The sequence below is a fragment of the Allobranchiibius sp. GilTou38 genome, from assembly GCF_017565325.1.
Taxonomy (GTDB): domain Bacteria; phylum Actinomycetota; class Actinomycetes; order Actinomycetales; family Dermatophilaceae; genus Allobranchiibius; species Allobranchiibius huperziae.
This window is the reverse complement of the sequence record NZ_JAGEKN010000006.1, coordinates 443664-466527: the sequence shown is the minus strand read 5'-3', so window position 1 is coordinate 466527 and position 22864 is coordinate 443664. Positions and strand designations below refer to the sequence as shown.

25 protein-coding genes are annotated in these 22864 nt (G+C 69.8%); 11 read left to right on the top strand and 14 right to left on the bottom strand.

All coding sequences use genetic code 11. The features are described from left to right. Positions 1–14 precede the first annotated feature (14 nt). From JOB34_RS07295 to JOB34_RS07280, 4 genes are all read right to left on the bottom strand, one after another. On the bottom strand, positions 15–962 hold the full coding sequence (locus JOB34_RS07295) for an NYN domain-containing protein (RefSeq protein WP_208052057.1): 948 nt from the start codon (positions 960–962) through the stop codon (positions 15–17). A gap of 71 nt (positions 963–1033) precedes the next feature. Next, positions 1034–1831 (bottom strand): polysaccharide deacetylase family protein, encoded by a 798-nt coding sequence (locus JOB34_RS07290; protein ID WP_179481050.1) that lies wholly within the window; start codon positions 1829–1831, stop codon positions 1034–1036. A 41-nt stretch (positions 1832–1872) separates the two neighbouring features. Continuing rightward, positions 1873–2487, bottom strand: coding sequence for an endonuclease (locus tag JOB34_RS07285; protein ID WP_208052056.1), 615 nt, complete (start codon positions 2485–2487; stop codon positions 1873–1875). Between the two features lie 3 nt (positions 2488–2490). Then, entirely contained in the window at positions 2491–2763 is a 273-nt protein-coding gene (locus tag JOB34_RS07280; protein ID WP_208052055.1) for a Rho termination factor N-terminal domain-containing protein, read from the bottom strand. A 161-nt stretch (positions 2764–2924) separates the two neighbouring features. Here JOB34_RS07280 and JOB34_RS07275 point away from each other — a divergent pair, with 161 nt between their 5' ends. Further along, positions 2925–3290 carry an antitoxin gene (locus JOB34_RS07275; RefSeq protein WP_208052054.1) on the top strand — a complete coding sequence of 122 codons (366 nt, stop codon included), beginning with the start codon at positions 2925–2927 and terminating at the stop codon, positions 3288–3290. 69 nt (positions 3291–3359) lie between these two features. Here the strand turns inward: JOB34_RS07275 and JOB34_RS07270 are convergent, their stop codons facing one another. The 5 genes from JOB34_RS07270 to JOB34_RS18075 form a co-directional block, all read right to left on the bottom strand. After that, complete coding sequence (locus tag JOB34_RS07270) at positions 3360–4190, bottom strand: SDR family oxidoreductase (protein WP_208052053.1); 831 nt, start codon at positions 4188–4190, stop codon at positions 3360–3362. Positions 4191–4234: 44 nt separating this feature from the next. Further along, positions 4235–4633 (bottom strand): hypothetical protein, encoded by a 399-nt coding sequence (locus JOB34_RS07265; RefSeq protein ID WP_208052052.1) that lies wholly within the window; start codon positions 4631–4633, stop codon positions 4235–4237. Between the two features lie 216 nt (positions 4634–4849). Next, positions 4850–5227, bottom strand: a complete 378-nt coding sequence (locus JOB34_RS07260; protein ID WP_208052051.1) for a hypothetical protein — start codon at positions 5225–5227, stop codon at positions 4850–4852. Between the two features lie 78 nt (positions 5228–5305). After that, the gene (gene xylA, locus JOB34_RS07255) at positions 5306–6484 is read right to left on the bottom strand and encodes a xylose isomerase (RefSeq protein ID WP_208052050.1); all 1179 of its coding nucleotides are present in this window, start codon (positions 6482–6484) and stop codon (positions 5306–5308) included. A gap of 568 nt (positions 6485–7052) precedes the next feature. Continuing rightward, positions 7053–8231, bottom strand: coding sequence for an alpha/beta fold hydrolase (locus JOB34_RS18075; RefSeq protein ID WP_347813766.1), 1179 nt, complete (start codon positions 8229–8231; stop codon positions 7053–7055). A 151-nt stretch (positions 8232–8382) separates the two neighbouring features. Between JOB34_RS18075 and thrS the strand changes: the two genes are divergently transcribed. Together thrS and JOB34_RS07240 are read left to right on the top strand one after the other, a co-directional pair. Continuing rightward, a complete protein-coding gene (gene thrS, locus JOB34_RS07245; protein WP_208052048.1) occupies positions 8383–10365 on the top strand; it encodes a threonine--tRNA ligase in 1983 nt (660 codons plus the stop codon). A gap of 154 nt (positions 10366–10519) precedes the next feature. Continuing rightward, positions 10520–11479: a hypothetical protein gene (locus JOB34_RS07240; protein WP_347813765.1), complete on the top strand. Its 960-nt coding sequence runs from the start codon at positions 10520–10522 to the stop codon at positions 11477–11479. A gap of 55 nt (positions 11480–11534) precedes the next feature. Here the strand turns inward: JOB34_RS07240 and JOB34_RS07235 are convergent, their stop codons facing one another. From JOB34_RS07235 to JOB34_RS07220, 4 genes are read right to left on the bottom strand one after another with little or no spacing between them, the layout of a single operon-like run. After that, positions 11535–11969, bottom strand: coding sequence for a nitroreductase family deazaflavin-dependent oxidoreductase (locus tag JOB34_RS07235; protein WP_208052047.1), 435 nt, complete (start codon positions 11967–11969; stop codon positions 11535–11537). A gap of 55 nt (positions 11970–12024) precedes the next feature. Beyond that, entirely contained in the window at positions 12025–12567 is a 543-nt protein-coding gene (locus tag JOB34_RS07230; RefSeq protein ID WP_208052046.1) for a YbaK/EbsC family protein, read from the bottom strand. Further along, positions 12564–12950 (bottom strand): DUF3037 domain-containing protein, encoded by a 387-nt coding sequence (locus JOB34_RS07225; protein ID WP_179481023.1) that lies wholly within the window; start codon positions 12948–12950, stop codon positions 12564–12566. Before JOB34_RS07225 ends, JOB34_RS07230 begins: the two co-directional genes overlap by 4 nt. After that, the gene (locus JOB34_RS07220; protein WP_208052045.1) at positions 12947–13714 is read right to left on the bottom strand and encodes a HipA family kinase; all 768 of its coding nucleotides are present in this window, start codon (positions 13712–13714) and stop codon (positions 12947–12949) included. Before JOB34_RS07220 ends, JOB34_RS07225 begins: the two co-directional genes overlap by 4 nt. 115 nt (positions 13715–13829) lie before the next feature. On the opposite strand from JOB34_RS07220, the gene JOB34_RS07215 reads away from it, so the two are divergent. From JOB34_RS07215 to pdxS, 6 genes are all read left to right on the top strand, one after another. Beyond that, on the top strand, positions 13830–14390 hold the full coding sequence (locus tag JOB34_RS07215) for an HIT domain-containing protein (RefSeq protein ID WP_208052044.1): 561 nt from the start codon (positions 13830–13832) through the stop codon (positions 14388–14390). Positions 14391–14403: 13 nt separating this feature from the next. Then, positions 14404–15093, top strand: a complete 690-nt coding sequence (pgsA, locus tag JOB34_RS07210; RefSeq protein ID WP_208052043.1) for a phosphatidylinositol phosphate synthase — start codon at positions 14404–14406, stop codon at positions 15091–15093. Continuing rightward, positions 15090–16022 (top strand): phosphatidylinositol mannoside acyltransferase, encoded by a 933-nt coding sequence (locus JOB34_RS07205; protein WP_208052042.1) that lies wholly within the window; start codon positions 15090–15092, stop codon positions 16020–16022. Before pgsA ends, JOB34_RS07205 begins: the two co-directional genes overlap by 4 nt. Beyond that, positions 16019–17182: a glycosyltransferase family 4 protein gene (locus tag JOB34_RS07200; protein ID WP_208052041.1), complete on the top strand. Its 1164-nt coding sequence runs from the start codon at positions 16019–16021 to the stop codon at positions 17180–17182. Before JOB34_RS07205 ends, JOB34_RS07200 begins: the two co-directional genes overlap by 4 nt. Further along, on the top strand, positions 17182–17742 hold the full coding sequence (locus JOB34_RS07195; RefSeq protein ID WP_208052040.1) for a hypothetical protein: 561 nt from the start codon (positions 17182–17184) through the stop codon (positions 17740–17742). Before JOB34_RS07200 ends, JOB34_RS07195 begins: the two co-directional genes overlap by 1 nt. Positions 17743–17928: 186 nt before the next feature. Beyond that, positions 17929–18849 carry a pyridoxal 5'-phosphate synthase lyase subunit PdxS gene (gene pdxS, locus JOB34_RS07190; protein WP_208052039.1) on the top strand — a complete coding sequence of 307 codons (921 nt, stop codon included), beginning with the start codon at positions 17929–17931 and terminating at the stop codon, positions 18847–18849. A 55-nt stretch (positions 18850–18904) separates the two neighbouring features. On the opposite strand, the gene JOB34_RS07185 is transcribed toward pdxS, so the two are convergent. Further along, the gene (locus JOB34_RS07185) at positions 18905–20020 is read right to left on the bottom strand and encodes an NDP-sugar synthase (protein ID WP_208052038.1); all 1116 of its coding nucleotides are present in this window, start codon (positions 20018–20020) and stop codon (positions 18905–18907) included. 123 nt (positions 20021–20143) lie between these two features. Between JOB34_RS07185 and JOB34_RS07180 the strand changes: the two genes are divergently transcribed. Together JOB34_RS07180 and JOB34_RS07175 are read left to right on the top strand one after the other, a co-directional pair. Then, the gene (locus tag JOB34_RS07180; RefSeq protein WP_208052037.1) at positions 20144–20857 is read left to right on the top strand and encodes a hypothetical protein; all 714 of its coding nucleotides are present in this window, start codon (positions 20144–20146) and stop codon (positions 20855–20857) included. Between the two features lie 57 nt (positions 20858–20914). Beyond that, complete coding sequence (locus tag JOB34_RS07175) at positions 20915–22864, top strand: acyltransferase family protein (protein WP_208052036.1); 1950 nt, start codon at positions 20915–20917, stop codon at positions 22862–22864.

The following is a 22864-nucleotide window of genomic DNA, read 5'->3' as shown; positions in this document are numbered from 1 at the left end:
GACCCGGCAGGGTCTCAGTCGCGGTTGCGGGCGCGGATCTGGCGCGCGGGGGAGCTGTCGTCCAGTTCCGCGACGTCGTCGCGTGACATCACGAAGCCGGAGAACGACTTGTAGCCCAGGGCCTTCTCGCTGAACGAGGGGTCCATCCGCTTCATCTGGCTCTTGACCGCCGAGCTGTGCAGCCACTCGTCGTCGTTCTTCTCATGGCCGAGGCGCAGCGCACGCTCCAGCAGGCGCGTCGCGACGATCTGCGGGTCGTCCTCGTCCTTCTTGGTCTGCTTACGCGTCGCCCGCTTGCGTTTGGTCGGGGCCGGCTCGGTCCCCGCTTCGGGACTCTCGTCGGCGACCACGTCGGCCGTCGCGGGTACCTCCGGCTCGGGCTCCGGCGCGGCGATCGGCTCGACGCCGGGCAGCGCGTCGTACGTGACGAGTTCGTCGCAGGCCGCCGCGAGCGAGCGGCTGGTCGATCCGGCGACGCCCACGCCCACGACGTACCGGCCGAGCCGCTTGCACCGCTGGGCGAGCGCGATGTAGTCCGAATCGCCAGCCACGAGAACGACGTGCGTGAGGTCAGGCAGCCGGAACATGTCCTCGACCGCGTCGACCGCAAGGCGGATGTCCGCGCCGTTCTTGCCGTACGCCGCGGCGGGGAAGAGCTGCACCAGGTCGACGGCGCGCCCGACGAGCTGGCCGCGGTAATCGGCGTTCACGTCGGCCGACCAGTCGGCGTACGCCCGGGTCAGCACGAGCGTGCCGAACGACGACGCGAAGTCGATGATCGCGCCGACGTCGACCGTGGCCTGGGCCAGCTTGTCCAGGATCTCGGTGTCGGTCGCTCGGTCGGCGGTGCGCACCTTGTCCTTGGAGAAGCGCTGCCGTCCATGCACCTGGTCGTACCGGGAGATGACGATGTTGTCGAAGTCGAGATAGACAGCGACACGGGTGTCACCTTGTTCCGGCATGGGACTCCCTCGGGCGTGTGGTCGTGGACTCCGGCCAGTCTGCCCCATCGGCCACGGTCACTCCCAGACGCTCACACCTGGTAGACGTCGCCCAGATGGACCGGTTGCAGATGCCGCGAGGTGATGATGTGCACGATCTGGTCGTAGACCTTGAGCACGGGGTCGTGGTTGGCGTGCCCGATGACCAGGTGTCCGGCCTTGAGCGACTCCTCGGCGTGCACCACGATCCGCTTCGGGTTCAACACGGTGGAGTCGGCCAGGCTGCCGTACCACATGGTGACCGCGGGGTAGCCGAGATCGGCGAGCTGCGCGTCGACGCGTGCGTTGCGATAGCCGAACGGCGGTCGCAGGAAGGGGCGACCGAGCACCCCGTATGTGTTCTTCAGGAAGGTCTCGTTGCGCCGCACCTGATCGGTGAGTTCCGCGCTGCTCAGGCTGAGCAGACTCGGATGGGACCAGGTGTGGTTGGCCATGAAGATCTGGCCCTCCTCCAGCAGCGGTCGCAGCGCCGACGCCGATTCGGTCCAGCTGGGATTGACACCGTTACAGAAGAACGTCAGGCGCAGGCCGGTGTCCTTCGCCAGCTTCGCGTATCCGGCCACGACGCGCGGGTCGGTGCCGTCGTCGACGGTCAGGGCGACGTTGTTACCGGTGCCGGGCAACATGTAGAGCGTGCCGCGGGGGACGGGTGCCTTCACGATGCCGTGCGGGGCGTGGAAGACCCGGGTGCTGGCAGGGGCCTTGGTGGCCGTGCTGTTCGGGGACGAGTGCGGCGCGGTGGTCGTGGCCGACCGCTTGGCGCTGCTGCATCCGGCCAGGGCGGCGGCGACTCCCGCGGCCAGCGCGGTGAGGAGGGATCGACGTTCCATGTGCTCCTTTATGCCAGAGGCGTCTGGGAGGACGCCGCAGGTCAGGTGAATTCACGGCGTACGAGGGCCGCCGCGAACCGCGCGAGGTCGTCGTCGTGGACCAGGGCGGCCAGCCGACCGACATCGGTCGGGAGCCCCGCATCGCGTGCGCCGTCGACGGCTCGCTGATCGAAGAAGGGCCGCACCGACGGCCAGACCTGCTGCACCTCGCGGCAGAAGATGGCGGCACCGGTCGGGCCGATACGGGGGAAGCGTGCGATGCGTTCCTGGATGCCGTCCGCGTCGCCTGCGGCGTCGTCGCGCACCCTGCGCAGGTCCCCGCCCCACGCGGCGCGCAGGTGTTCGGCGGACTCCTGGAGAGCGGTGGCGGTGCTCTCGTCGTAGCGGCGGTAGTGGCCGCGGCCGAGCGCGTCGACACGCTGCTGCCACGTCGAGCCCAGCAGGTGTTCCGGGGTGCGCCAGCCGGCCGCGAAGAGTTCACGCGCCGCGGCGACAGCGACCCCGGCGGAGATGGGCACGGAGAACAACGTCACGAGAGTGAGCAGCTGGTAGAGCGGGGCAGGCTTGTCCCGCAACGTGATCCCGGCCTCGTCGGCGTACGTGCGGCCGTGGTGGTCCAGCAGGTCGCGGACCCGCTCGCGCTGCGTCGGGCTCATAGGTCAGTGGTCGCGCAGAGCCTCGACGAGCTCGTCCTTGGACATCCTTGATCTGCCCTCGACGCCGATCTCCCGGGCGCGCTGCAACAGGTCGTGCTTGGTCCACTCGTCGTACGACGGGTGCGAGCCGCCCTTGCGGCCCACGCTCGATCGCGAGGTGTTGGCAGCGGCGTTCGCGATGCGCGCCGACTTCTCCTTGCTGTTGCCCTCGTCGCGCAGCTTCTCGTAGAGGTCGTCGTCCTTGACGGACGGCCCCGGGCCCTTGCGTGATGACATGACAGGCGCTCCCATCCAGCGGTCGGTCCGTTTCCACGCTAGCGCGGTTGTTCGCCTGCACACGGCTCGTTCCCCGCATCCGCAGACCCCCCGTGGGGAGGTTCCCGGACACCCGATCGTTGGTGCAGGATGAAGGACGACCTCGAACGAAGGAGCACGTCATGAGCTTCATGGACAAGGCGAAGGAAGCCCTGGACAAGGCCACCAAGGCCGCCGAGGAGAACATCGAGAAGGCCAAGAAGGCCGCCGCCGAGAATCCGGACAAGATCCGCGGTGGCATCGACAAGGTCGGCGGGGCGGTCAACAACGCGACCAAGGGCAAGTACGCCGACAAGATCAAGACCGCCAGCGACAAGGCCGAGGAGACCATCCAGAAGCAGGCGGGCGGCACGACGGCCGGGACCACGTCGACGTTCGACTCCGCACCGCAGAAGGATCCCGAGGCGCCGTTCAATCCAGCGGCGAGCCCGCTGGACGACCCGCCGTCCACCGGGAACCCGCAGACGCCCGGGTCCGGCGGCATCTGAGCCGGATCGACAGACACGACAGGCCCTCCCACCGCATCGGTGGGAGGGCCTGTTCGCGTGCGATCAGGGTTACTTGGAGCCCTGAGCCTCTTCAGCGAGCGGCTGCCACTTCTCCCAGTTGGCGAGGCGCGACTCGTAGTCCGCCTTGGCGATCCGGATCGGGCCGCTGCCGAAGAACACCCGGAGGGGCGGCTCGTCGGCGTCGACCAGCTTCAGCACGGCGGCCGCGCTGGCCGCGGGGTCGCCGGGCTCGGCGTTGCGCGTCTGACGCTGCTCCATGACCTTCGTGCGGGTCTCGTCGTACGCGCTCAGCTCGGCAGAGTGTTTCGACGACGGACCGGCCCAGTCGGTGGAGAATCCGCCCGGCTCGATGAGTGTCACGTGGATGCCGAAGTCGGCGACCTCCTGGGCCAGGGCCTGGCTGATGCCCTCGAGGGCCCACTTGGACGCGTGATAGGCGCCGACGATCGGGAACGCGCTGATGCCGCCGATCGAGGAGACCTGCAGGATGTGCCCGGACTTCTGCTCGCGCAGGTAGGGCAACGCCGCCTGGGTCACCCAGACCGCGCCGAACAGGTTGGTCTCGAGCTGGTCGCGCAGGTCCTGCTCGCTGAGCTCCTCGACCATCCCGAAGTGCCCGTAACCGGCGTTGTTGACCACGACGTCGAGGCGGCCGAAGTTGTCGTGTGCGGCCTTCACCGCCGCGAAGTCGGCGTCGCGGTCGTTGACGTCCAGTTGCAGCGGCAGGATCGCGTCGCCGTACTTCTGCACGAGGTCGTCGAGGGTGTCGGTCTTGCGCGCCGTTGCGGCGACCTTGTCCCCGCGCTCGAGCGCGGCGATCGCCCACTCGCGGCCGAAGCCCTTGGACGCGCCGGTGATGAACCAAACCTTGGGAGCCACATGTCCTCCTCGGACTGTTGTGAGAAGTCGGTTACATCGTTCAACTAGGGATTGGGCGATTCATTCCCGACACCGGTTTCATTCGCCGGGGTCGGTGAGTCCGGGTCGCTCAGCAGCTCGGCGTTGAGTGCTCTCACCCTTTCGACCCGGGCGGCCAGATCGCGTTGCGTCTGCTCTCGCGACCGGGGGAGTGGTTCGCGGCGCACCGGCGGCCCCAGCTCGGAAAGCCGCGGCACCGACGCTCGTCCGCTCATACGGACCAGGTCGTCGAGGTAGTCGAGCGAGAATCCGGTGGCACGCGGCCTCCCGGCGAGATTCATGACGTACACCTCGGTGTCCCAGCGACCGGGCGTCTGTACACCACGCAGCTCGGACCAGCGCATGGAGCGCAGGGCGAAGCGGGGTCGGATGCGGACGGAATCGGCGCGCCCGGGGCGCAACATGACCACCGACCTGAATGCTGCGTTCAGCGCGATCAGCATCGCTGCGACCAGCAGCGGCCAAGAGAAGTGGTCGGCCAGCCTCCACCCGGCCCACGCCGTGCACCCGGTAAGCACCACTGGTCGGATCAGCAGGACCGGGTGGCGGCTCAGCGGTCTAGGCGTGCTGATGCTGTCGCCGGGAAGATGGTCATCCACGGTGATGCCGTTCGACGTCCGTCAACTCCCGCTCGCCGCCGGTCCCGGATACGAACGGCGCTGCACCGGCTTGCCGCTGAGCTCGACCAAGCGCTCGAGGTGTTCGGCCGGAAAGCCCGTCGGCCGATCCTTTCCCGACATCCGAAGGTGGATGGTGGGGTCCCACCTGCCGGGTTCGATGAGCGCTTCGACCTGGGACCACGGCGTCGCGCGGAATGTGTCGCGTCTGGTGATGCCGTCGCGGTCTGCATGCAGCGGCCGGAAGTGGATCCATGCAAAGACGCACAGGCAGACGGGGGCGAAGAATCTGAGAGGGGAATCCCACCTGAAGTCCGCGATGACGTTCACGACCGAACCCACCACGAAGACGACGAACACCGTACCGACCGCGATCAGCACCCACGGACGAAGTCGGCGCGGGACCACCGTCAGCCTGTCCTGCGGGGCAGGCCGATCCCGCGCCGACCGCACGTCGGATCAGCCGACCAGGTGCTTGATGGCAAGCTGCTGCAACTTCACGAACCCGTAGTCGCGCCGGCCCGCTTCGTCAGGGTCGAAGCCGTCGTCGCTCGCCAGGAACTGCTCCAGGGTCTCGTCGGCCGCGATGGTCGGCACGCGCAGGTTCGACACGCCGGCGTACTCCATGGCCTCCTGCACCTGCGGGTCGGCGCGGAACGCCTTCGCCTTCTCCGCGAGCAGCAGGTAGGTCTCCATGCAGGCCTTCGCCGACTCCCAGACACCGAGCAGGTGCTCGGTGCGCGACGGCTTGTAGTCGAAGTGGCGCGGACCGTCGTAGCGAGGCGCGTCCGGCTGGCCCGGGAAGCCGTTCTCCAGCAGGTCGACCGTGAAGAACGCCGAGGTCAGGTCGCCGTGACCGAAGACCAGGTCCTGGTCGTATTTCAGGCCTCGCTGACCGTTGAGGTCGATGTGGAAGAGCTTGCCGCTCCAGAGCGCCTGAGCGAGCTGGTGGGTGTAGTTCAGGTTGGCCATCTGCTCGTGCCCGGTCTCGGGGTTCACGCCGACGATGTCGCCGTGCTCGAGCTGGGCGATGAAGGCCAGCGCGTGACCGACGGTCGGCAGGAAGATGTCGCCGCGGGGCTCGTTCGGCTTGGGCTCCAACCCGATCCGAAGGTCGTAGCCCTTCGACTTGATGTAGCCGGCGACGGTGTCCAGGCCCTCCTTGTAGCGCTCGAACGCACCGTAGAGGTCCTTCGACCCGTCGTACTCCGCGCCCTCGCGGCCGCCCCACATGACGAAGGTGCTCGCCCCCATCTCGGCGGCCATGTCGACGGCCCGGATGATCTTGCGCAGCCCGAAACGACGCACCGAGCGATCGTTGCTGGTCAGGCCGCCGTCCTTGAACGCCGGGTGGGTGAAGGTGTTGGTGGTGACCATCTCGATCACCAGGCCGGCGTCGTCGGCGGCCTTCTTGAGCCGCGTGGTCGCCTGCTCACGCTGCGCGTCAGTCGCCTCGAAGGCGTAGACGTCGTTGTCGTGGAAGGTGATGCCCCAGGCGCCCAGCTCGGCCAGCCGCTCGGCGTACTCCCAGGGATCCAGCATCGGGCGGGTGGCGATGCCGAACGGGTCGATTCCGGGCCAGCCCACGGTCCAGAGGCCGAAGGAGAACTTGTGCTCGGGGCGGGGGGTCAGGTCCATGGGTGTCCTTCAGGTCGATGGTCGGAACTGTTGCCGGCTATGTCTACTCGCCCGATCGGAGATTGTGCAGGTGGGGTTCTCCAGCGGGTGGCAGGCCCGTCTGAAGGGGCTTACGCCCGATACGTTCCACATCCGCGGCGTAACGGGTGGGCAGTCGCGCGTGCCGGTGGTTGCGGTCGGTGCACCGCAGCGAGAGCCACACGTCGCCGGGGAACACACCCTCCACTGTCTGCCATCGCAGGACACGTCTCAGAGGCCTGTGTACGCAGGCCCGGTCGACCACGATGCCCTGCGCCTCGTCCAGCACCACTTTGGTGATGACGACGAGCCCGGCAAGACCCCCGCAGGACGTTGCCAACGGAGGAATGGAAGATCGCGGTGGCGACCAGCCACCCGCAGAACACCACTCCGATGCACAGCACCGCTGTCACCAACCACGACCGGTCCTCGCGGGGGAGATGTCGGATCCGGTCGTCCATCGTCGGATCGTACGGCGGCACCGGAGCGCGCGGGCCGGTTCGGACCAGGAACGCCGATCAGACTCGGATGCAACGGTTTTCGAGCACCGTCACTCCTGATTGATGTCGTCCAGCACCTGCTGAGCGACCCGGAACGCCGACTGGGCAGCGGGCACGCCGCAGTAGACGGCCGTCTGCAGCAGCACCTCGCTCAACTCGTCGCGAGTGAGACCGTTGGTGAGGGCGCCGCGCACGTGCACGGCCAGCTCCCGCTCGTGGCCGCCCGCGACGGACGCGGTGAGCGCCACGATCGACCTGCTGCGTCGATCCAGGCCGGGCCGAGCCCAGACCCCGCCCCACGCGTAATCGGTGACGAAGTCCTGGAAGTCGCGCGTCAGGTCGGTCGCCCCGGCGAGGGCGCTGTCGACGTACTCGTCGCCGAGCACCTCACGCCGCACCGTCATGCCGGGCGAACGTGTCTGCGAGACAACGCTACTCGCGCGCTCGGGGTCGTCGCGGATGATGCGTGCGATCCGGTCGGGCACCTCGGCGGGCGCCAGATGGGCCACGTCGTCGAGCACCACCAGGCGACCGCGGTGTACGCCGGACGCGATCTCCTCCAGACCGGCGACCGGGGTCGCCGGGTCGACCGAGCCGGCCACCGCCACCACCGGTGTCCGGATGTCGGCCAGGCGGTGGCGGACGTCGAAACCGGCCAGCGCCTCGCAGACCTGGGCGTATCCCTCGTCGTCGGCATCGCGCAACGACTGCAGCAATTCGGTGGCCACGGACGGCTCGAGGTGGGGGAAGCCGGGTGCGAACCAGGTGCGGGTGGCGCGTTCGACCATGATCGCCGTTCCTGAGGCCCGTACCAGCGAGGCCCGTTCGTGCCATGACTCGGGCGTGCCGATGACGGCGCCGGTGCACACCAGCACCGCGCGCTCCACCCGCCCCGGCAGGTCGAGCAGCAGCTGCAGCCCAACCGCGCCGCCCACCGAGTCGCCGGCGTAACTGAAGGAACCGCCCGGCTCACCGCGGTCGGTCAGTACGTCGTCCACCAGTGTGCGCACCCCGGCCGCCAGGTCTGCGATCGAGAAGGGCTCGGACACCTCGGTGTTCGAACCGTGGCCGGGCAGGTCCCACGCCAGCACCTCGAAGCGGTCACCCAGCTGGGCGGCGCACCGCGACCACAGGGCCCGCGCGCTCGTGCCGAGCGACGGTCCGAGCACCAGCAGGGGCAGGGAGGGTGACCCGCCGAGACGTACGGCGGAGATGTCGGGAACGGTCACAGGTGGGTCCTCACGGTCGGTCGGGATCACTGCAGCATGCCGGTCGCGCGACGCCGGGGGAAACGCGGGTGAAGTGCGCGGCGGCGGCCCACTAGCCTTGCTGACGCAGTCGTCGGCAGCCGGCCGGCGCGCATAGTCCGAGGAGCACCCCGTGTCTGCCCAGCTCAGCATCCATGTCGCCGGAGACGAGCGATCGGTGCAGCAGGGCACGACGGGCACCGATCTGTTCGGCGAGGACCGGCGGATCGTGGCGATGCGGGTCGACGGGCAGTTGCTCGACCTCTTCCGCGAGGTGCCGGACGGTGCCGTGGTGGAGCCGGTCGACATCGGCTCGCCCGACGGGCTCAACGTGCTGCGGCACTCCACCGCGCACGTGCTGGCCCAGGCCGTCCAGCAGGTGAACCCCGCCGCGAAGCTCGGCGTCGGGCCGCCCATCACCGACGGCTTCTACTACGACTTCGACGTCGAGACCCCGTTCACCCCGGAGGACCTGAAGGCCCTGGAGAAGGCGATGCAGCGCATCGTCAACGAGGGCCAGACCTTCTCCCGTCGCGTGGTCACCGATGACGAGGCCCGCGCGGAGCTCGCCGACGAGCCGTTCAAGCTGGAGTTGATCGGGCTCAAGGGCGGTGCGGCGGAGGCCGCCGACGGCGCCGAGGCGGAGGTCGGCGTGGGCGAGCTGACCATCTACGACAACGTGCGGCGTGACGGCTCGGTCGCCTGGGGCGACCTGTGCCGTGGGCCGCACCTGCCCTCCACCAAGCTGATCGGCAACGCGTACAAGATCATGCGATCGGCGGCGGCGTACTGGCGGGGGAGTGAGAAGAACCCGCAGCTGCAGCGCATCTACGGCACCGCGTGGCCGAGCAAGGAGGAGCTGCGCGCGTACACCGACCGGCTCGCCGAGGCGGAGAAGCGCGACCACCGCAAGCTCGGCGCCGAGCTCGACCTCTTCTCCTTCCCCGAGGAGCTGGGTTCGGGTCTGCCCGTCTTCCACCCCAAGGGCGGGGTCGTCAAGCGGGAGATGGAGGACTACGTACGCCGTCGCCACATCGAGGAGGGCTTCGAGTACGTCGGGACGCCGCACATCTCCAAGGAGGCGCTCTTCCACACCTCCGGGCACCTGCCGTACTACGCCGAGAGCATGTTCCCCTCGTTCGACCTCGACGGGATCGACTACCGCCTCAAGGCGATGAACTGCCCGATGCACAACCTCATCTTCAAGTCGCGCGGACGGTCGTACCGCGAACTGCCTTTGCGGCTCTTCGAATTCGGCCACGTCTACCGCAACGAGAAGTCTGGTGTGGTGCACGGACTGACCCGGGTGCGCGGGTTCGCGCAGGACGACTCGCACTCGTACGTCACCCGTGAGCAAGCGCCCGCCGAGATCGAGCACCTGCTGAACTTCTGCCTCGGACTCTTCCGCGACTTCGGGCTGGACGACTTCTACCTCGAGCTGTCGACCCGGGAGACCGAGGGCGAGAAGAAGGACAAGTTCATCGGGTCCGACGAGCAGTGGGACGAGGCCACCTCGATCCTGGAACAGGTCGCCACCGAGTCGGGACTGGAGCTGGTCGCCGACCCCGGCGGCGCGGCGTACTACGGGCCGAAGATCTCGGTGCAGGCGCGCGACGCCATCGGGCGCACCTGGCAGATGTCGACGATCCAGTACGACTTCAACCAGCCGGAGCGTTTCGGCCTGGAGTACCAGGCCGCCGACGGCACCCGCCAGCAGCCGGTGATGATCCACTCGGCGAAGTTCGGCTCCATCGAGCGGTTCCTCGGGGTGCTCGTCGAGCACTACGCCGGCGCGTTCCCCGTGTGGCTCTCACCGGTGCAGGTGCTCGGCGTGCCGGTCGCCGCGGAGTACGACGACTATCTGCGCGGCGTACTGGATCGTATGCAGGAGAAGGGGATCCGCACGGAGTTGGACGCGTCGGACGACCGTTTCCCGAAGAAGATCCGCAACGCCTCGAAGTCGAAGGTGCCCTTCACCCTGATCGCCGGCGACGAGGATCGGGCCGCGGGCGCGGTCTCGTTCCGCTACCGCGACGGCTCGCAGAAGAACGGCGTGCCGGTCGACGAGGCGATCGAGCTGGTGCAGCAGGCGATCACGGACCGCGCTCAGGTCTGACCGAACTCGGACATGCATACCGGGGCACATCTGCCCCGGTATGCATGTCCGAATTCTTGTGGCCGCCGTCCACACCCTTCGGATCGACGCGGCGTCGTCCACAGCGAGGTCGACCGTCGCTGCGGCTGCCCTCCCACCGAGGTGCGATGCGTGCGTGACTATCGACCAAGGGGTGGGTGCGGGCCTCCTCACCGCGGGTACGCCGAGTCGGCGTGACCTGCGGGCGAGGGCGTTCGCGCGCGTCGCATCTCATCACGCAGGTGTCGCGCATCGAGCGGACCTGCTGCGTGAAGGGGTGACCCGAGCGGATCTGCGTACGGAGATCCGCGCCGGCCGGTGGCGTCTCGTCGGGTTGCACACCGTGCTTCTCGCCGGAGCCGAGCTGGTCGGCGAGAGCCGTTGGTGGAGCGCAGTGTGGGAGTCGGGTCCGGGGGCTGTCCTCGACGGCGTCACAGCGCTGACCGCGGCCGGATTGCGAAAGTTCGACGAGGACAGGGTGCACGTCAGCGTCCCGTCGGCCAACCGGGCGCGCCGGTCGTCCGGGATCACCGTGCATCGACCGAACGCTGTGGGACTAACACTCGATTCGCCGGTGCCGAGGGTCCTGCCGGAGGTCGCCTGCCTGCGCGCGGCCGCGTGGGCGCGCACCGATCGGACGGCAGCCCTGCTGGTGTCGATGAGCGTGCAACAGCGGATCGTCGATCGTGATCGACTGAGGACAGCGTGGGAGGAAACCACCTACACGGCGAGGAGAACGCTGCTCGACCAAGTGATCCGGGACGTCTGCGACGGCGCGGAGTCCCTCGGCGAACTCGACTTCGGCGCGCTGTGCACGTCGTACGGTCTGCCCTCGCCGGACCGGCAGATCAGGCGAGTGCGAGCGAGCGGGGTGGCGTACGTCGACGCCGGGTGGGAGTCGGTCGGACTGTTGGTCGAGATCGATGGCGTGCACCATCTCGATGTCGACTCGGTGACGGATGACGCCCTGCGTCAGAACGACCTCGTGCTGGGCCGCGAGAGGGTGCTGCGCATCCCGCTGATGGGGCTGCGGACCGAGCCGGCGCGGTTCATGCGCCAGGTGGTCCGTGCCTATCGCCAGGCTGCGGAGACTTGACCATGCACAGCGGGGCATATCCGCCCCGCTGTGCATGTCCAAAACTGGAGGGGGGTCAGGCGGGCTCGACGACGAAGACCGGGATCTCCCGGTCGGTCTTGGTCTGGTACTCCGCGTACGGCGGGTAGGCGGCCACCGCGCGCTCCCACCACTGCGCCCGCTCGTCGCCTTCGATCCGGCGGGCGACACCGTCGTGGTGGGACGTCCCGTCCATCACCTCGACCTGCGGGTTGGCCACGAAGTTGTAGTACCAGGCGGGGTGCTTCGGCGCGCCGCCGTACGACGCGACCGCGGCGTAAACCCCGTCGTGCTCCACCCGCATCAGCGGCACGCGGCGCAGCTTGCCGGTCTTGGCGCTCCACACCGTGTAGACGACGACCGCCATGCCCTGCACCCCGACGACCTCGGTGGTGCCGGCCTCGTCGATCTTGGCGAGCTGGTCCCTGACCCACTCGGTCTTCTCTTCGGCGTACTCACCCGTGAGCGGCATGTGTCTCTCCTCGTTCGTGGACGTGTGTGACTGACAACAGCGGGAGGGCGCGGCGTCATTCCGCGACGCGCGCCAGCCCGTCGACGATCTGGGCACCGGGAAGCGCCGCGAGGACCGCCCCGGGCAGTTCGAGCTTGCCGCGGCGCAGGCCCGATCCGATCATCACCGGATCGGTGTGCGCGACGGCGGCGTCGACGTAGATGGGCCACTCCGGCGGCAGGCCGAGGGGGGTGATGCCGCCGTACTCCATGCCGGTGCGCTCGACGGCGGCCTCCTGCGACATGAACGACAGCTTGCGCACGTCGAGGGTGCGGCGGACGACGCCGTTGACGTCGGCACGGGTGTGCGCCAGGACCACGAGGGCGGCGACACGCTCCACCCCGTCCCGCTTGCCGGCGACGACCACGCAGTTGGCGCACTGCTGCAGCGGGTACCCGGATTTCGCGACGAGCGTCGCGGTATCGGCGATGTCGGGGTCGATCGAGCACGCGCGCACGGCGTCCCGGTCGGCGAGGTCGTCCAGCGCCCGTCGCGTGGGGTCGGCCATCAGCTCGGGGTGGTCGGTGGCCGGTCCCCAGACCAGGAATGCGCGCGTCATACCTCCACCAATACCGCAAGCAGGCGAGCCAGCTCGGCCGCGGGGTCGGTCGTGAGACCGCCGTGGCCCGGACCGGGGCGCAGCACGGTCGAGCGCGGCGCCGCGAGCCAGCCGAACCTGGGCCCGAGTCCGACGAGGTCGGGACGGCCCTCGACGGCGCCGTCCCGGCAGGCGGCCTCCGCGGTCTGCAGGGCCGCACGCACCTCGGCGGGGTCCAGCGTCGGCGCGAACGCCAGCAAGCGCGCGTCGTCGACCGACCAGGCGACCTGCAGGAAGCCGGCCTGCTGGCAGTAGAGGACGACCCCGACGTTGAGGAACTCCTCGCGCACCGCTGAGGGCACGCAGCGCAGTACGACGTACTGGTAGCCCAGCAGCGCGTTCATGACGGGTCCTGCGGCAGCCAGGGCCCCGGGGAGGCGAGCCGCGCGAGCAGGTGTTCGACGTACGCCGAGCGCACCGCCGCGGGATCGAGCAGCCCCGGTGCGGGCTCGAGCCACTCGTCGGGCACGAGGGCGAGCACCGCGCGCAACGCGGGCTCGGTGACCTGCGCGCCGAGCCGCTCGTGCGTCTGCGCCAGTCCGCGTGCGACCGGACGCAGCACGTGCGTCGAGGCGTCGAAGGGCTGCGCGGCGAACCGGGCGGCGTCGGCGCCCCTGGAGGGCCAGGAATGGTGGAAGTAGAGCGCCGCACCGTGGTCGATGCACCACGTGTTGCGGTGCCAGCGCAGCAGATTGGGGTTATGCGGCGTGCGGTCGATGTTCGCGGTGAACGCGTCCAGCCACAGGATCGCCGCCGCCTCGTCGGCGGGCGGAGGGTACGCGGGGTCGTAGTTGAACGCGGCGGGCAGCAGGTCGACCCCGAGGTTGAGGCCCACGCTCGCACTGAGCAGGTCCTGCACCTCCTCGTCGGCCTCGTATCGCGCGATCTGGATCGGCAGTTCGACCGCCTTCAGCTCGGGCACCCGGATCCCGAGGGCGCGGCCGAGCTCCCCGACGACGACCTCGGCGACGAGCGCCTTCACACCCTGCCCGGCACCGCGGAACTTCAACACCCAGGTGCCCTCGTCGTCGGCCTCGACGACACCGGGCAGCGACCCGCCCTCCCGCAATGGGACGACGTACCGGACGGCACGGGCGGTGGGGAGCACGAGCCGAGGCTACCGACTGCCGCGATGGTCAGCGGATTTCCGGTGCCGGCGCCAGTACGCCGCTGACGATCGACCTCGCGACCGGCGCCCAGATGTGCCGCCTAGGATCGAGCGCATGCCTGAGGTGGAGGACGAGCGCGAATTCGCCCGCGTGCCGGACGGTTTCGAGCGGCTCTGGACACCACACCGGATGGCGTACATCAGGGAGGACAAGCCCGCGGACGACGACGACGCCGGTTGCCCGTTCTGCGCGGCCCCCAGTAAGAGCGACGCGGACGGGCTGATCGTGCACCGCGGCCGCACCTGTTACGTCGTGATGAACCTCTTCCCGTACAACCCCGGGCACCTGCTCGTCTGCCCCTACCGGCACGTGCCGCTCTACGTCGACCTCACCGACGAGGAGACCCTGGAGTTCGGGGAGCTGACCAAGGCCGCGATCACGACCATCACGCAGGTGTCGCAGCCGCACGGCTTCAACATCGGGATGAACCAGGGCGCCGTGGCCGGTGCCGGGGTGGCCGCACACCTGCACCAGCACGTCGTACCGCGGTGGGGCGGCGACGCCAACTTCCTGCCGATCATCGGCCAGACCAAAGCCCTGCCGGAGCTGCTGGAGGACACCCGCAGCCGCCTCGCCGCCGCGTGGGGGCAGGGCGAGGACGCGCCGCCCCGGTAGTCTCTGCGCCACCATGCTCAACCGATTCGCGCGCGCCTTCTTCACCACCCTCCTCACTCCGACCGCCCGCTTCTTCATCAAGTGCGGCATCAGCCCGGACGCCATCACCATCGTCGGCACGCTCGGCGTCGTGGTCGGCGCGCTGGTCTTCTACCCCATCGGGCAGTTCTTCTGGGGCACGCTCTTCATCACGGCGTTCGTCTTCTCGGACCTGATCGACGGCAACATGGCCCGCCAGCTCGGCCGGTCGAGCAACTGGGGCGCCTACCTCGACTCCACCCTCGACCGATTCGGCGACGCCGCGATCTTCGGCGGCCTGGTCCTCTACTACGCCGACCGGGGCGACAACGTCCTCATCGCCACGCTGGCCCTGGCCTGCCTCATCCTGGGCAGCGTCGTGTCCTACGCCAAGGCCCGTGCCGAGGGCCTCGGGATGACCGCGAACGTCGGCATCGCCGAACGCGCCGACCGTCTGGTATCGATCCTGGTCATCACCGGCCTGGTCGGTATCGGCAACCTGATCAAGGACGGCAACGCGATCGGCAACTGGGTCGAGGGCATCACGCTCGCGGTGCTCGCCGTGCTCAGCTTCGTCACGGTGCTGCAGCGGATGCTGACGGTGCGCACCCAGGCACTGTCCGCGCAGACGCCTCCCGCTGCCGCCCGCCCGACCGGGGAGAGCAGCACCCCGAGGGTGGAGTGAACCTCACCGACCGGCTCACGCTGGCGGGGTTCCGCGCCGGGTGGGCGCTCGTACGACGGATGCCCGAGCGGGCGGCGTACGCCATGTTCGAGCGCATCGCCGACCGCATCACCGCGCGCGGCGGCAAGGACGTGCAGCGGCTGCGCGCCAACTACGCGAAGGTGCGCCCGGAGCTGGACGACGACGAGCTCGACGCGCTCGTGCGGCTGGGCATGCGGTCCTACTTCCGCTACTGGTGCGACGCGTTCCGTCTGGAGCAGGTCGCCGGCAGCGACGACATCGACCAGATGCTGCGGCTCGCGGGCAACGGGCCGGAGGCGAAGCGGATCCTCGACGGCGGGGACGCGGTGATCCTCTTCCTCGCTCACCTGGGCAACTGGGACATGTGCGGGGCGTGGGCCACCCGCAACTTCGCCCGCGTCACCACGGTCGCCGAGCGACTGAAACCCGAAGCGCTCTTCCAGCAGTTCGTCGACTACCGCGCCAGCCTGGGCATCCGGATCCTGCCGCTCACCGGCGGGGCCGAGCCGTACCCGGAGTTGGTCGCTGCGGTACTGGGCGGCGGGTTCGTGCCGCTGCTGTCCGATCGCGACCTCACCTCCCGCGGCGTGCAGGTGCAGTTGTGCGGGCATCCCGCGCGGATGGCGGCCGGACCCGCGCGCCTCGCGCTGGAGACCGGCGCCGCGCTCTACCCGTTGAGCGTCACGTACGAGAAGCTGCCGGGCCGGGCCATCCAGCGGGTGGTCGCCGACTTCGGGCCGCGGGTGATCGTGCCTGCCGAAGGCACCGATCGCGAGAAGATCACCGCCATGACCCAGCAGTGTGCGGACGCCCTGGGCGACACGATCCGCGAGCACACGCAGGACTGGCACATGATGCAGCGGGTCTTCGTGGAGGACCTGAGCCGTGCCGATGGGGCGGCGCCATGAGGATCGGGATGGTCAGCCCGTACTCCTTCGACGTGCCCGGGGGAGTGCAGCTGCACATCCGCGACCTGGCGGAGTTCTACCTGGCGCAGGGGCATGCGGTGAGCGTGCTGGCGCCGGCCGACGAGGACACGCCGCTGCCGGCGTACGTCACGGGAGCCGGCCGTGCCCTACCGGTGCCCTACAACGGCTCGGTCGCGCGACTGCTCTTCGGCCCGGTGACCGCCTCCCGGGTCGCGAAGTGGGTCGAGCGCGGAGACTTCGACGTCATCCACGTGCACGAACCGGTCAGTCCCAGCCTCTCGATGTTGACGATGTGGGCCGCCGAGCAACCGCTCGTGGCGACCTTCCACACCGCCACCATGCGCTCGCGCGTCATGCACGCCGCCCAGCCGATCCTGCAGCCCGGCCTGGAGAAGGTGGTCGGCCGGATCGCCGTGTCGGCGGAGGCGCGCGACACCGTGCGCCGGCACCTCGGTGGCGACGCCGTGGTCATCCCGAACGGCGTGTACGTCGAGCCGTTCGCCGCCGCGCCGCACGCGCCCTGGTGGCAGGGCACCCCCGAACGCCCGACCCTGGCCTTTCTCGGCCGGATCAACGAGCCGCGAAAAGGTCTGCCCGTGCTGCTCGACGCGATGCCGCGGCTCCTGGACGCGCGGCCGGGTCTGCGGCTGCTGATCGCCGGGCCGGGCGACGCCCGCGAGGCGCTGCACGGCGTACCGGACCGGGTCGCGGCGGCCGCCGAGATGCTCGGCTCCGTCACCGACCAGGAGAAGGCGAGCCTGCTCGCCTCGGCCGACGCGTACGTCGCACCGAACACCGGTGGCGAGAGCTTCGGGATCATCCTGATCGAGGCCATGAGCGCGGGCGCGCCGGTGCTCGCCAGCGACCTGGACGCGTTCCGTGCGGTGCTGCGCGACGGGGCCGACGGGCGACTCTTCGCCACCGGCGACCCCGAAGACCTCGCCCGACAGGCTCTCTCGCTGCTCGCCGATCCCGACGCGCGCCGGTCCTACCGCGCGGCGGGGACGACGCGGGCCCAGGAGTTCGACTGGTCGCGGGTCGCGTCGCAGGTCATGAACGTCTACGAAACCGTCGTCTCCGCGGGTGTCCCGGTCGCGTCGCCGCGGCGGCTGGTCGCCCGCCGTCGAGGAACGCGCTGATGTATCCGTGGGGTTGGATCGCGATCGCGGTCGCCGTGCTCGCGCTGATCGCGTGGTATCTCTCTTACAGCGCCGCTCGGCTGGACCGTCTGCACGGCCGGGTGGAGGGATCTTTGTCGGCCCTGGACGCCCAGCTCGTACGCCGCGCCGAGACCAGCATGGAGCTGGCCAACTCCGGTCTGCTCGACCCCGCGAGTTCGATGCTGCTGGCGGACGCCGCCGGTTCCTCCCTCGACGCGTCGGACGCCACCGAGGTGAGTTCGGAGGTGCAGGAGCATGGCGTCGACCAGCAGCGGGCCACGATCGAGACGGATCTCACCATCACGCTCTTGGCCGTCCTGACGCCGGAAACCGTGGTGCAGGAGGGTGTCTCGGAGTACGCACACCTGGTGCAGCAGGCGGGCGCGCGGGTGCAGCTGGCGCGCCGCTTCCACGACGACGCCGTGCGCGACGTGCGCCGGGTGCGTGCAAAGCCCGTCGTGCGTCTTTTCCGACTCGCTGGTCGTACGCATCTGCCGCAGATGGTGCAGTTCGACGACCGGATCCCGCAGACCGACTGAGCCCGCGCGCATCGGGAGTACGCGCCCGATCGGGCGCGCACGTACTCCCGTTGTCGCGTCCGCCGCGCTGACCACAACCTGTCGTGACCGATAGCGGTCATCGACGCGCGCGTGGCACTTTGCGGCCTCGCGCCGCTTGTACGCTGGTCGCAGACCATCCGTCGTACCCCCGCACAAGGAGTCGTCATGACCTCGCAGACCACCGACACCCAGCCTGAGGGTGGCGGCCGCACCGGCACCGCCCACGTCAAGCGGGGGATGGCCGAGATGCTCAAGGGCGGCGTGATCATGGACGTGGTCACCGCCGAACAGGCCAAGATCGCCGAGGACGCCGGCGCCGTCGCGGTGATGGCACTGGAGCGGGTGCCCGCCGACATCCGCGCGCAGGGTGGTGTGTCCCGCGCCTCGGACCCGGACATGATCGACAGCATCATCGAGACCGTCTCGATCCCCGTGATGGCCAAGGCGCGCATCGGGCACTTCGTCGAGGCGCAGGTGCTGCAGAGCCTGGGCGTCGACTACATCGACGAGTCGGAAGTGCTGACCCCGGCCGACTACGCCAACCACATCGACAAGTGGGAGTTCACCGCGCCGTTCGTCTGCGGCGCCACCAACCTGGGCGAGGCGCTGCGCCGCATCACCGAGGGCGCGGCGATGATCCGCTCCAAGGGTGAGGCCGGCACCGGAGACGTCTCCAACGCCACCACTCACATGCGCACCATCCGCGCCGAGATCCGCCGCCTGACCACGCTGGCGGACGACGAGCTGTACGTCGCCGCGAAGGAGCTGCAGGCGCCGTACGAGCTGGTCAAGGAGGTCGCGGGCCTCGGCAAGCTGCCCGTCGTGCTCTTCACCGCGGGCGGTATCGCCACCCCGGCGGACGCCGCGATGATGATGCAGCTGGGCGCCGAGGGGGTCTTCGTCGGCTCCGGCATCTTCAAGTCGGGCAACCCGGTGCAGCGCGCGGAGGCCATCGTCAAGGCCACCACCTTCTACGACGACCCCGACATGATCGCCAAGGTCTCCCGCGGTCTCGGCGAGGCCATGGTCGGCATCAACGTCGACGAGATCCCCGAGCCGCACCGGCTGGCCGAGCGCGGTTGGTGAGCCTGCCGCCGCATCGAGCGGAGGGTAACGACCCCTCCGCTCGATGCGGTGAGGGTCAGGGCCGGGGGAGGGTGACGCCGGTCGGGACACTGTCGCCCGGTTCCGGTCCGTGGCCGGCCTCCACGACGGCTTCGTCGCCGATCGCGTTGTCCTGCAAGATGATCGGCCCTTCGACGCGGGCGCGCTGGCCGATCACCGACTGCTGCACCACCACGCCCGCGCCGACCTCGGCTCCGGTCATCACGATGCTGCCGTCCACCACGGCCGCCGCGCCGATGTGAGTGCCGGGACCGACCCAGGAGCCGCCCACCACGGCTGCCGTCGGGTCCACCGTCGCGCCCGGATCGATCAGCGCAGGTCCGTGGCGCAGCACCGCGTCCCGGGACGCCGCCACCAGGGTCGCCGGCGTGCCGACGTCGATGCTGTAGGCGTCCTGCACGTACGCCGTCACCACGGCACCGTCGCGCAGCAGCCCCGGCATCACGTCGCGCTCGAAGCTCACCGGCTCGCCGCGCGGCACCTCCTGCAGGCAGGCGGGGTCGAGCACATAGGTGCCGGCGTTCACGATCCCCGCGATGAGCTCGGTGGGTTTCTCCTCGAACCCGACCACCTGGTCTTGCCCGTCCACGGAGAGCAGCCCGTACGCGCGTGCGTCGTCGACCGGCCGGGCATGGATGCTCACGACACAGCCCCGTTGCGACCGCGCGTCGTCGAAGAGGGACAGCTGACGTCGCACGTCGTGACCGGTGAGCTGGTCGCCGTTGAGCACCAGCAGCGCGTCGCCCGGCGCGGACGCCAGCCGGTCGGCCGCCGCCGCGAGCGCCCCTCCGGTGCCGAGCGGCTGGTCCTCGTGGCAGTAGTCGAGCCGCACGCCGTACGTCGAGCCGTCACCGAGCGCGGGCTCGAACTGCTCCGCCCGGTACGACGTGGTGAGCACGACCCGTGTGACGCCGGCTGCGGCGAGCCAGCGCAGCTGATGGACGACCACCGGCTCGCCCGCCACCGGCAGCAGCGGTTTGGGGGTGTTGTCGGTGAGCGGTGCGAGCCGGCTACCGAGACCGCCCGCCAGGACGACGGCGTACACATCGGGACGTGGGTTCATCCGATGCCCGGGGTCCGTCGAGCGCAGGGTGCGGGCGGGGGCCACGGCGTCGTCCGCGATGGTGCACACCGACCGTCCAGCTGCTGCGGCACGGGACACTTCCTTCGGGTCTTGGGCGTGATGCGGGACGTACCGCGACTATAGATACCCATTGGTAACCAGGTGACGTACGACACAGCTACTATTCCCGACATGCCTCCCGAGTCCGGCGAAACCCGCACCCTCTACGTTCCCCGCACCGGCACGAAGGTGTCGCTGTTGGTGGGCCTCGCCCTCATCATCGCCGCTATCTACGTGGCCGTGGTACCGCTGAGCGTGACGTCCAGGTCCGGGCCCAACTTCGGTTGCGGCACTGCTCTCAGCCCCAACAACGACTCGTTCGGCAAGACCTACTGCTCGGCCGTCGACGACAGTGCACGTTACCGGGCCATCGCCCTCGGCGCGGCAGGTATCGTGCTCGCCGGCGTCGGTGCGGCACTCTTCGGCTTCGACACCACCACCCGCACCCGCAAGCCGCGCCCCGGTTTCGACGACGGGTACGACGACGACGCGGAGGATCTGCCGCCGCGTGGCCGGCGTGACAACTCCCGCAGGACGAGCCACGCCGTCGCCGCCGATGACGAGGCCCAAGGCTCACCGGCCCCCAGGGGCTCGACGGTCGCCCGCACCGGTGGGGCATCACCGGCCCCGCGCCGCTCGGCGCTCGCCCGTGACCGTCGGCCAGCAGCGGACAGCGTGCCCGCTGACTCCGAGTACGACGAGTCGCCTGGCGACGAAGAACCGCACCGCTCTCTACGGCGTCCTTTCAGCGACCGGCTCGCCGACCGCAGTAGGGCACGCGTCGACGTCGACGACGAGTACGACGACGAGTACGACGAGCTGGACGGTCCGCGCGGCCGTCGCTGACGCGCTGATGGCGGGTCAGGCACCTGACGCGCCCATCCCGATGACCCTCGCCTCCTGATGCCCCGCCGCACCCTCTACCGCTACTCGCCCGCCCTCGACGGGGTCCGCGGCACGGCGATGGTGCTCTTCATGGCGTTCCACTTCGGGGCGACGTTCCTGCAGGGCGCCTGGGTCGGGATCAACCTCTTCTTCGTGCTGTCGGCCTACTTGATCACCCGGCTGCTCATCGAGGAGCTGGCGCGGTCCGGGCGCTTGGATGTGCTGGGGTTCTATCGGCGCAGGGCACGGCGGCTGTTGCCCGGCCTCGTCCTGCTGCTGGTCGCCCTCGGGGTCTATGGCACCTTCATCGCGCCCGATGAGGTACGCACGCCGTTAAGCGGCGACATCCTGGCCACCTTGTTCTACGTCCAGAACTGGCACCTGATCCTGCGACACGACCAGTACTTCGGGGTGTTCAACCCCTCCTTCCTGCGACACGCGTGGACCCTGTCGGTCGAGGAGCAGTTCTACCTCTTCGTGCCCCTGGTGGTGCTCGCGCTGGTGCGATGGGCACGCCGTCGCGAGGTGCAGGCCGCGGTGCTGCTCGTGCTCGCACTGGTGAGCGCGGTGTGGACGGCCCACATCGGCGTGGCCACCGAGGCGGCCCAGACCCACGCCTACTACGGCACCGACACCCGCGCCCAGGCGCTCTGCGTCGGAGCAGCTCTCGCGTTCGCGACGGGGCTACGCCGTCACGGGTCCGAACAGGTGCGGCTGTCCGCGCCCCTGGTCGCGGTGCTCGGGTGGGGCGGTCTCGCGGCGATGATCTACGCCTACCTCGGCGTCTCCTCCTTCCAGCCCTTCATGTACGACGACGGCGGCATCCTGCTCTTCGCGCTGGCATCCGCCGCCCTGGTCCTGGCCTGCGCGGACGGAAGACGCTCCCTGCTGCGCACCGTGCTCGGTTGGCGGCCGTTCGCCTACCTGGGGCGCATCTCCTACGGGCTCTACCTGTGGCACTGGCCGGTGCTGCTGTGGTTGCAGCGGGCTCATCCCGGGATCGGCACCGCACCGACTCTGCTGTTCGGGATGTCCCTGACGCTCGCGCTGGCCGCGGCGTCGTATCGGTTCATCGAGCGCCCGGTGCTTCGCGGCGGGGTGCGAGCGCTGATCCCGTCCCTGCGCACCGCACGCGCGGTGGTCGCCGGTGCCCTGGCCGCGGTCGTGGTGCTGGCGTTCACCGCGGGCGCCGCACCTGCCTCCGGCAACGGACCGGTGCCGATGCTGGTGCCCGGCACCCCGACGTACCGACCGGCCGCCACGCCGACCAGGGTCGCGATCTTCGGCGACTCGGTGCCCGATCTGCTGGTGCAGCAGAAGCGTCCGGGCACCTACCCGGATCTGCGACTCACCAACTTGGCCTCGCCGGGATGCGACCTGGTGGACGCGCGCTACGCCGACCGGGCCGTCTCGGTCCAGCCCGCGCAGTGCACCACCACGAAGCGTGACCTGCAGACGTTGCTGCGGCGATCGGGCGCCTCCGAGCTCGTCGTCTTCGGTGGCCTGACGCTGGCCCTTCCGCACGCCGGGCCGGGCGGAGACGCCGTCGGCCTGGACGACGCGTCGTACCGCACCTCGATCGATGCCGCGCTCACCGCCTACCGGACCGCGGCGCTGGCCGCGGGCGTGCGCTCCGTCAGCGTGGTGACGGTCCCGTGCCGGGAGCCGGACGTCAGCCGGTGGCCCACCGACTTCAAGCCCTGGTTCGAGCACTCCCAGCAGACCGCGCGACAGGTGACCGACCCCGTCGCGCTCAACGCGCTGATCACCGAGTGGGCCGCCCGCAACGGTGCCCACGTCATCGACCTGTACGGCGCGTTGTGCGGCCACGGCTTCCAGCCGGAGCTCAACGGCACGACGCTCTACCGGGATCAGGTGCACTTCACGTCGGCCGCGGCGCCGATGATCTGGACCTGGCTCGCACCGCGGATCCGCGCGGCAGCCGGCACGTCCGGGAGCGGTGCGTAG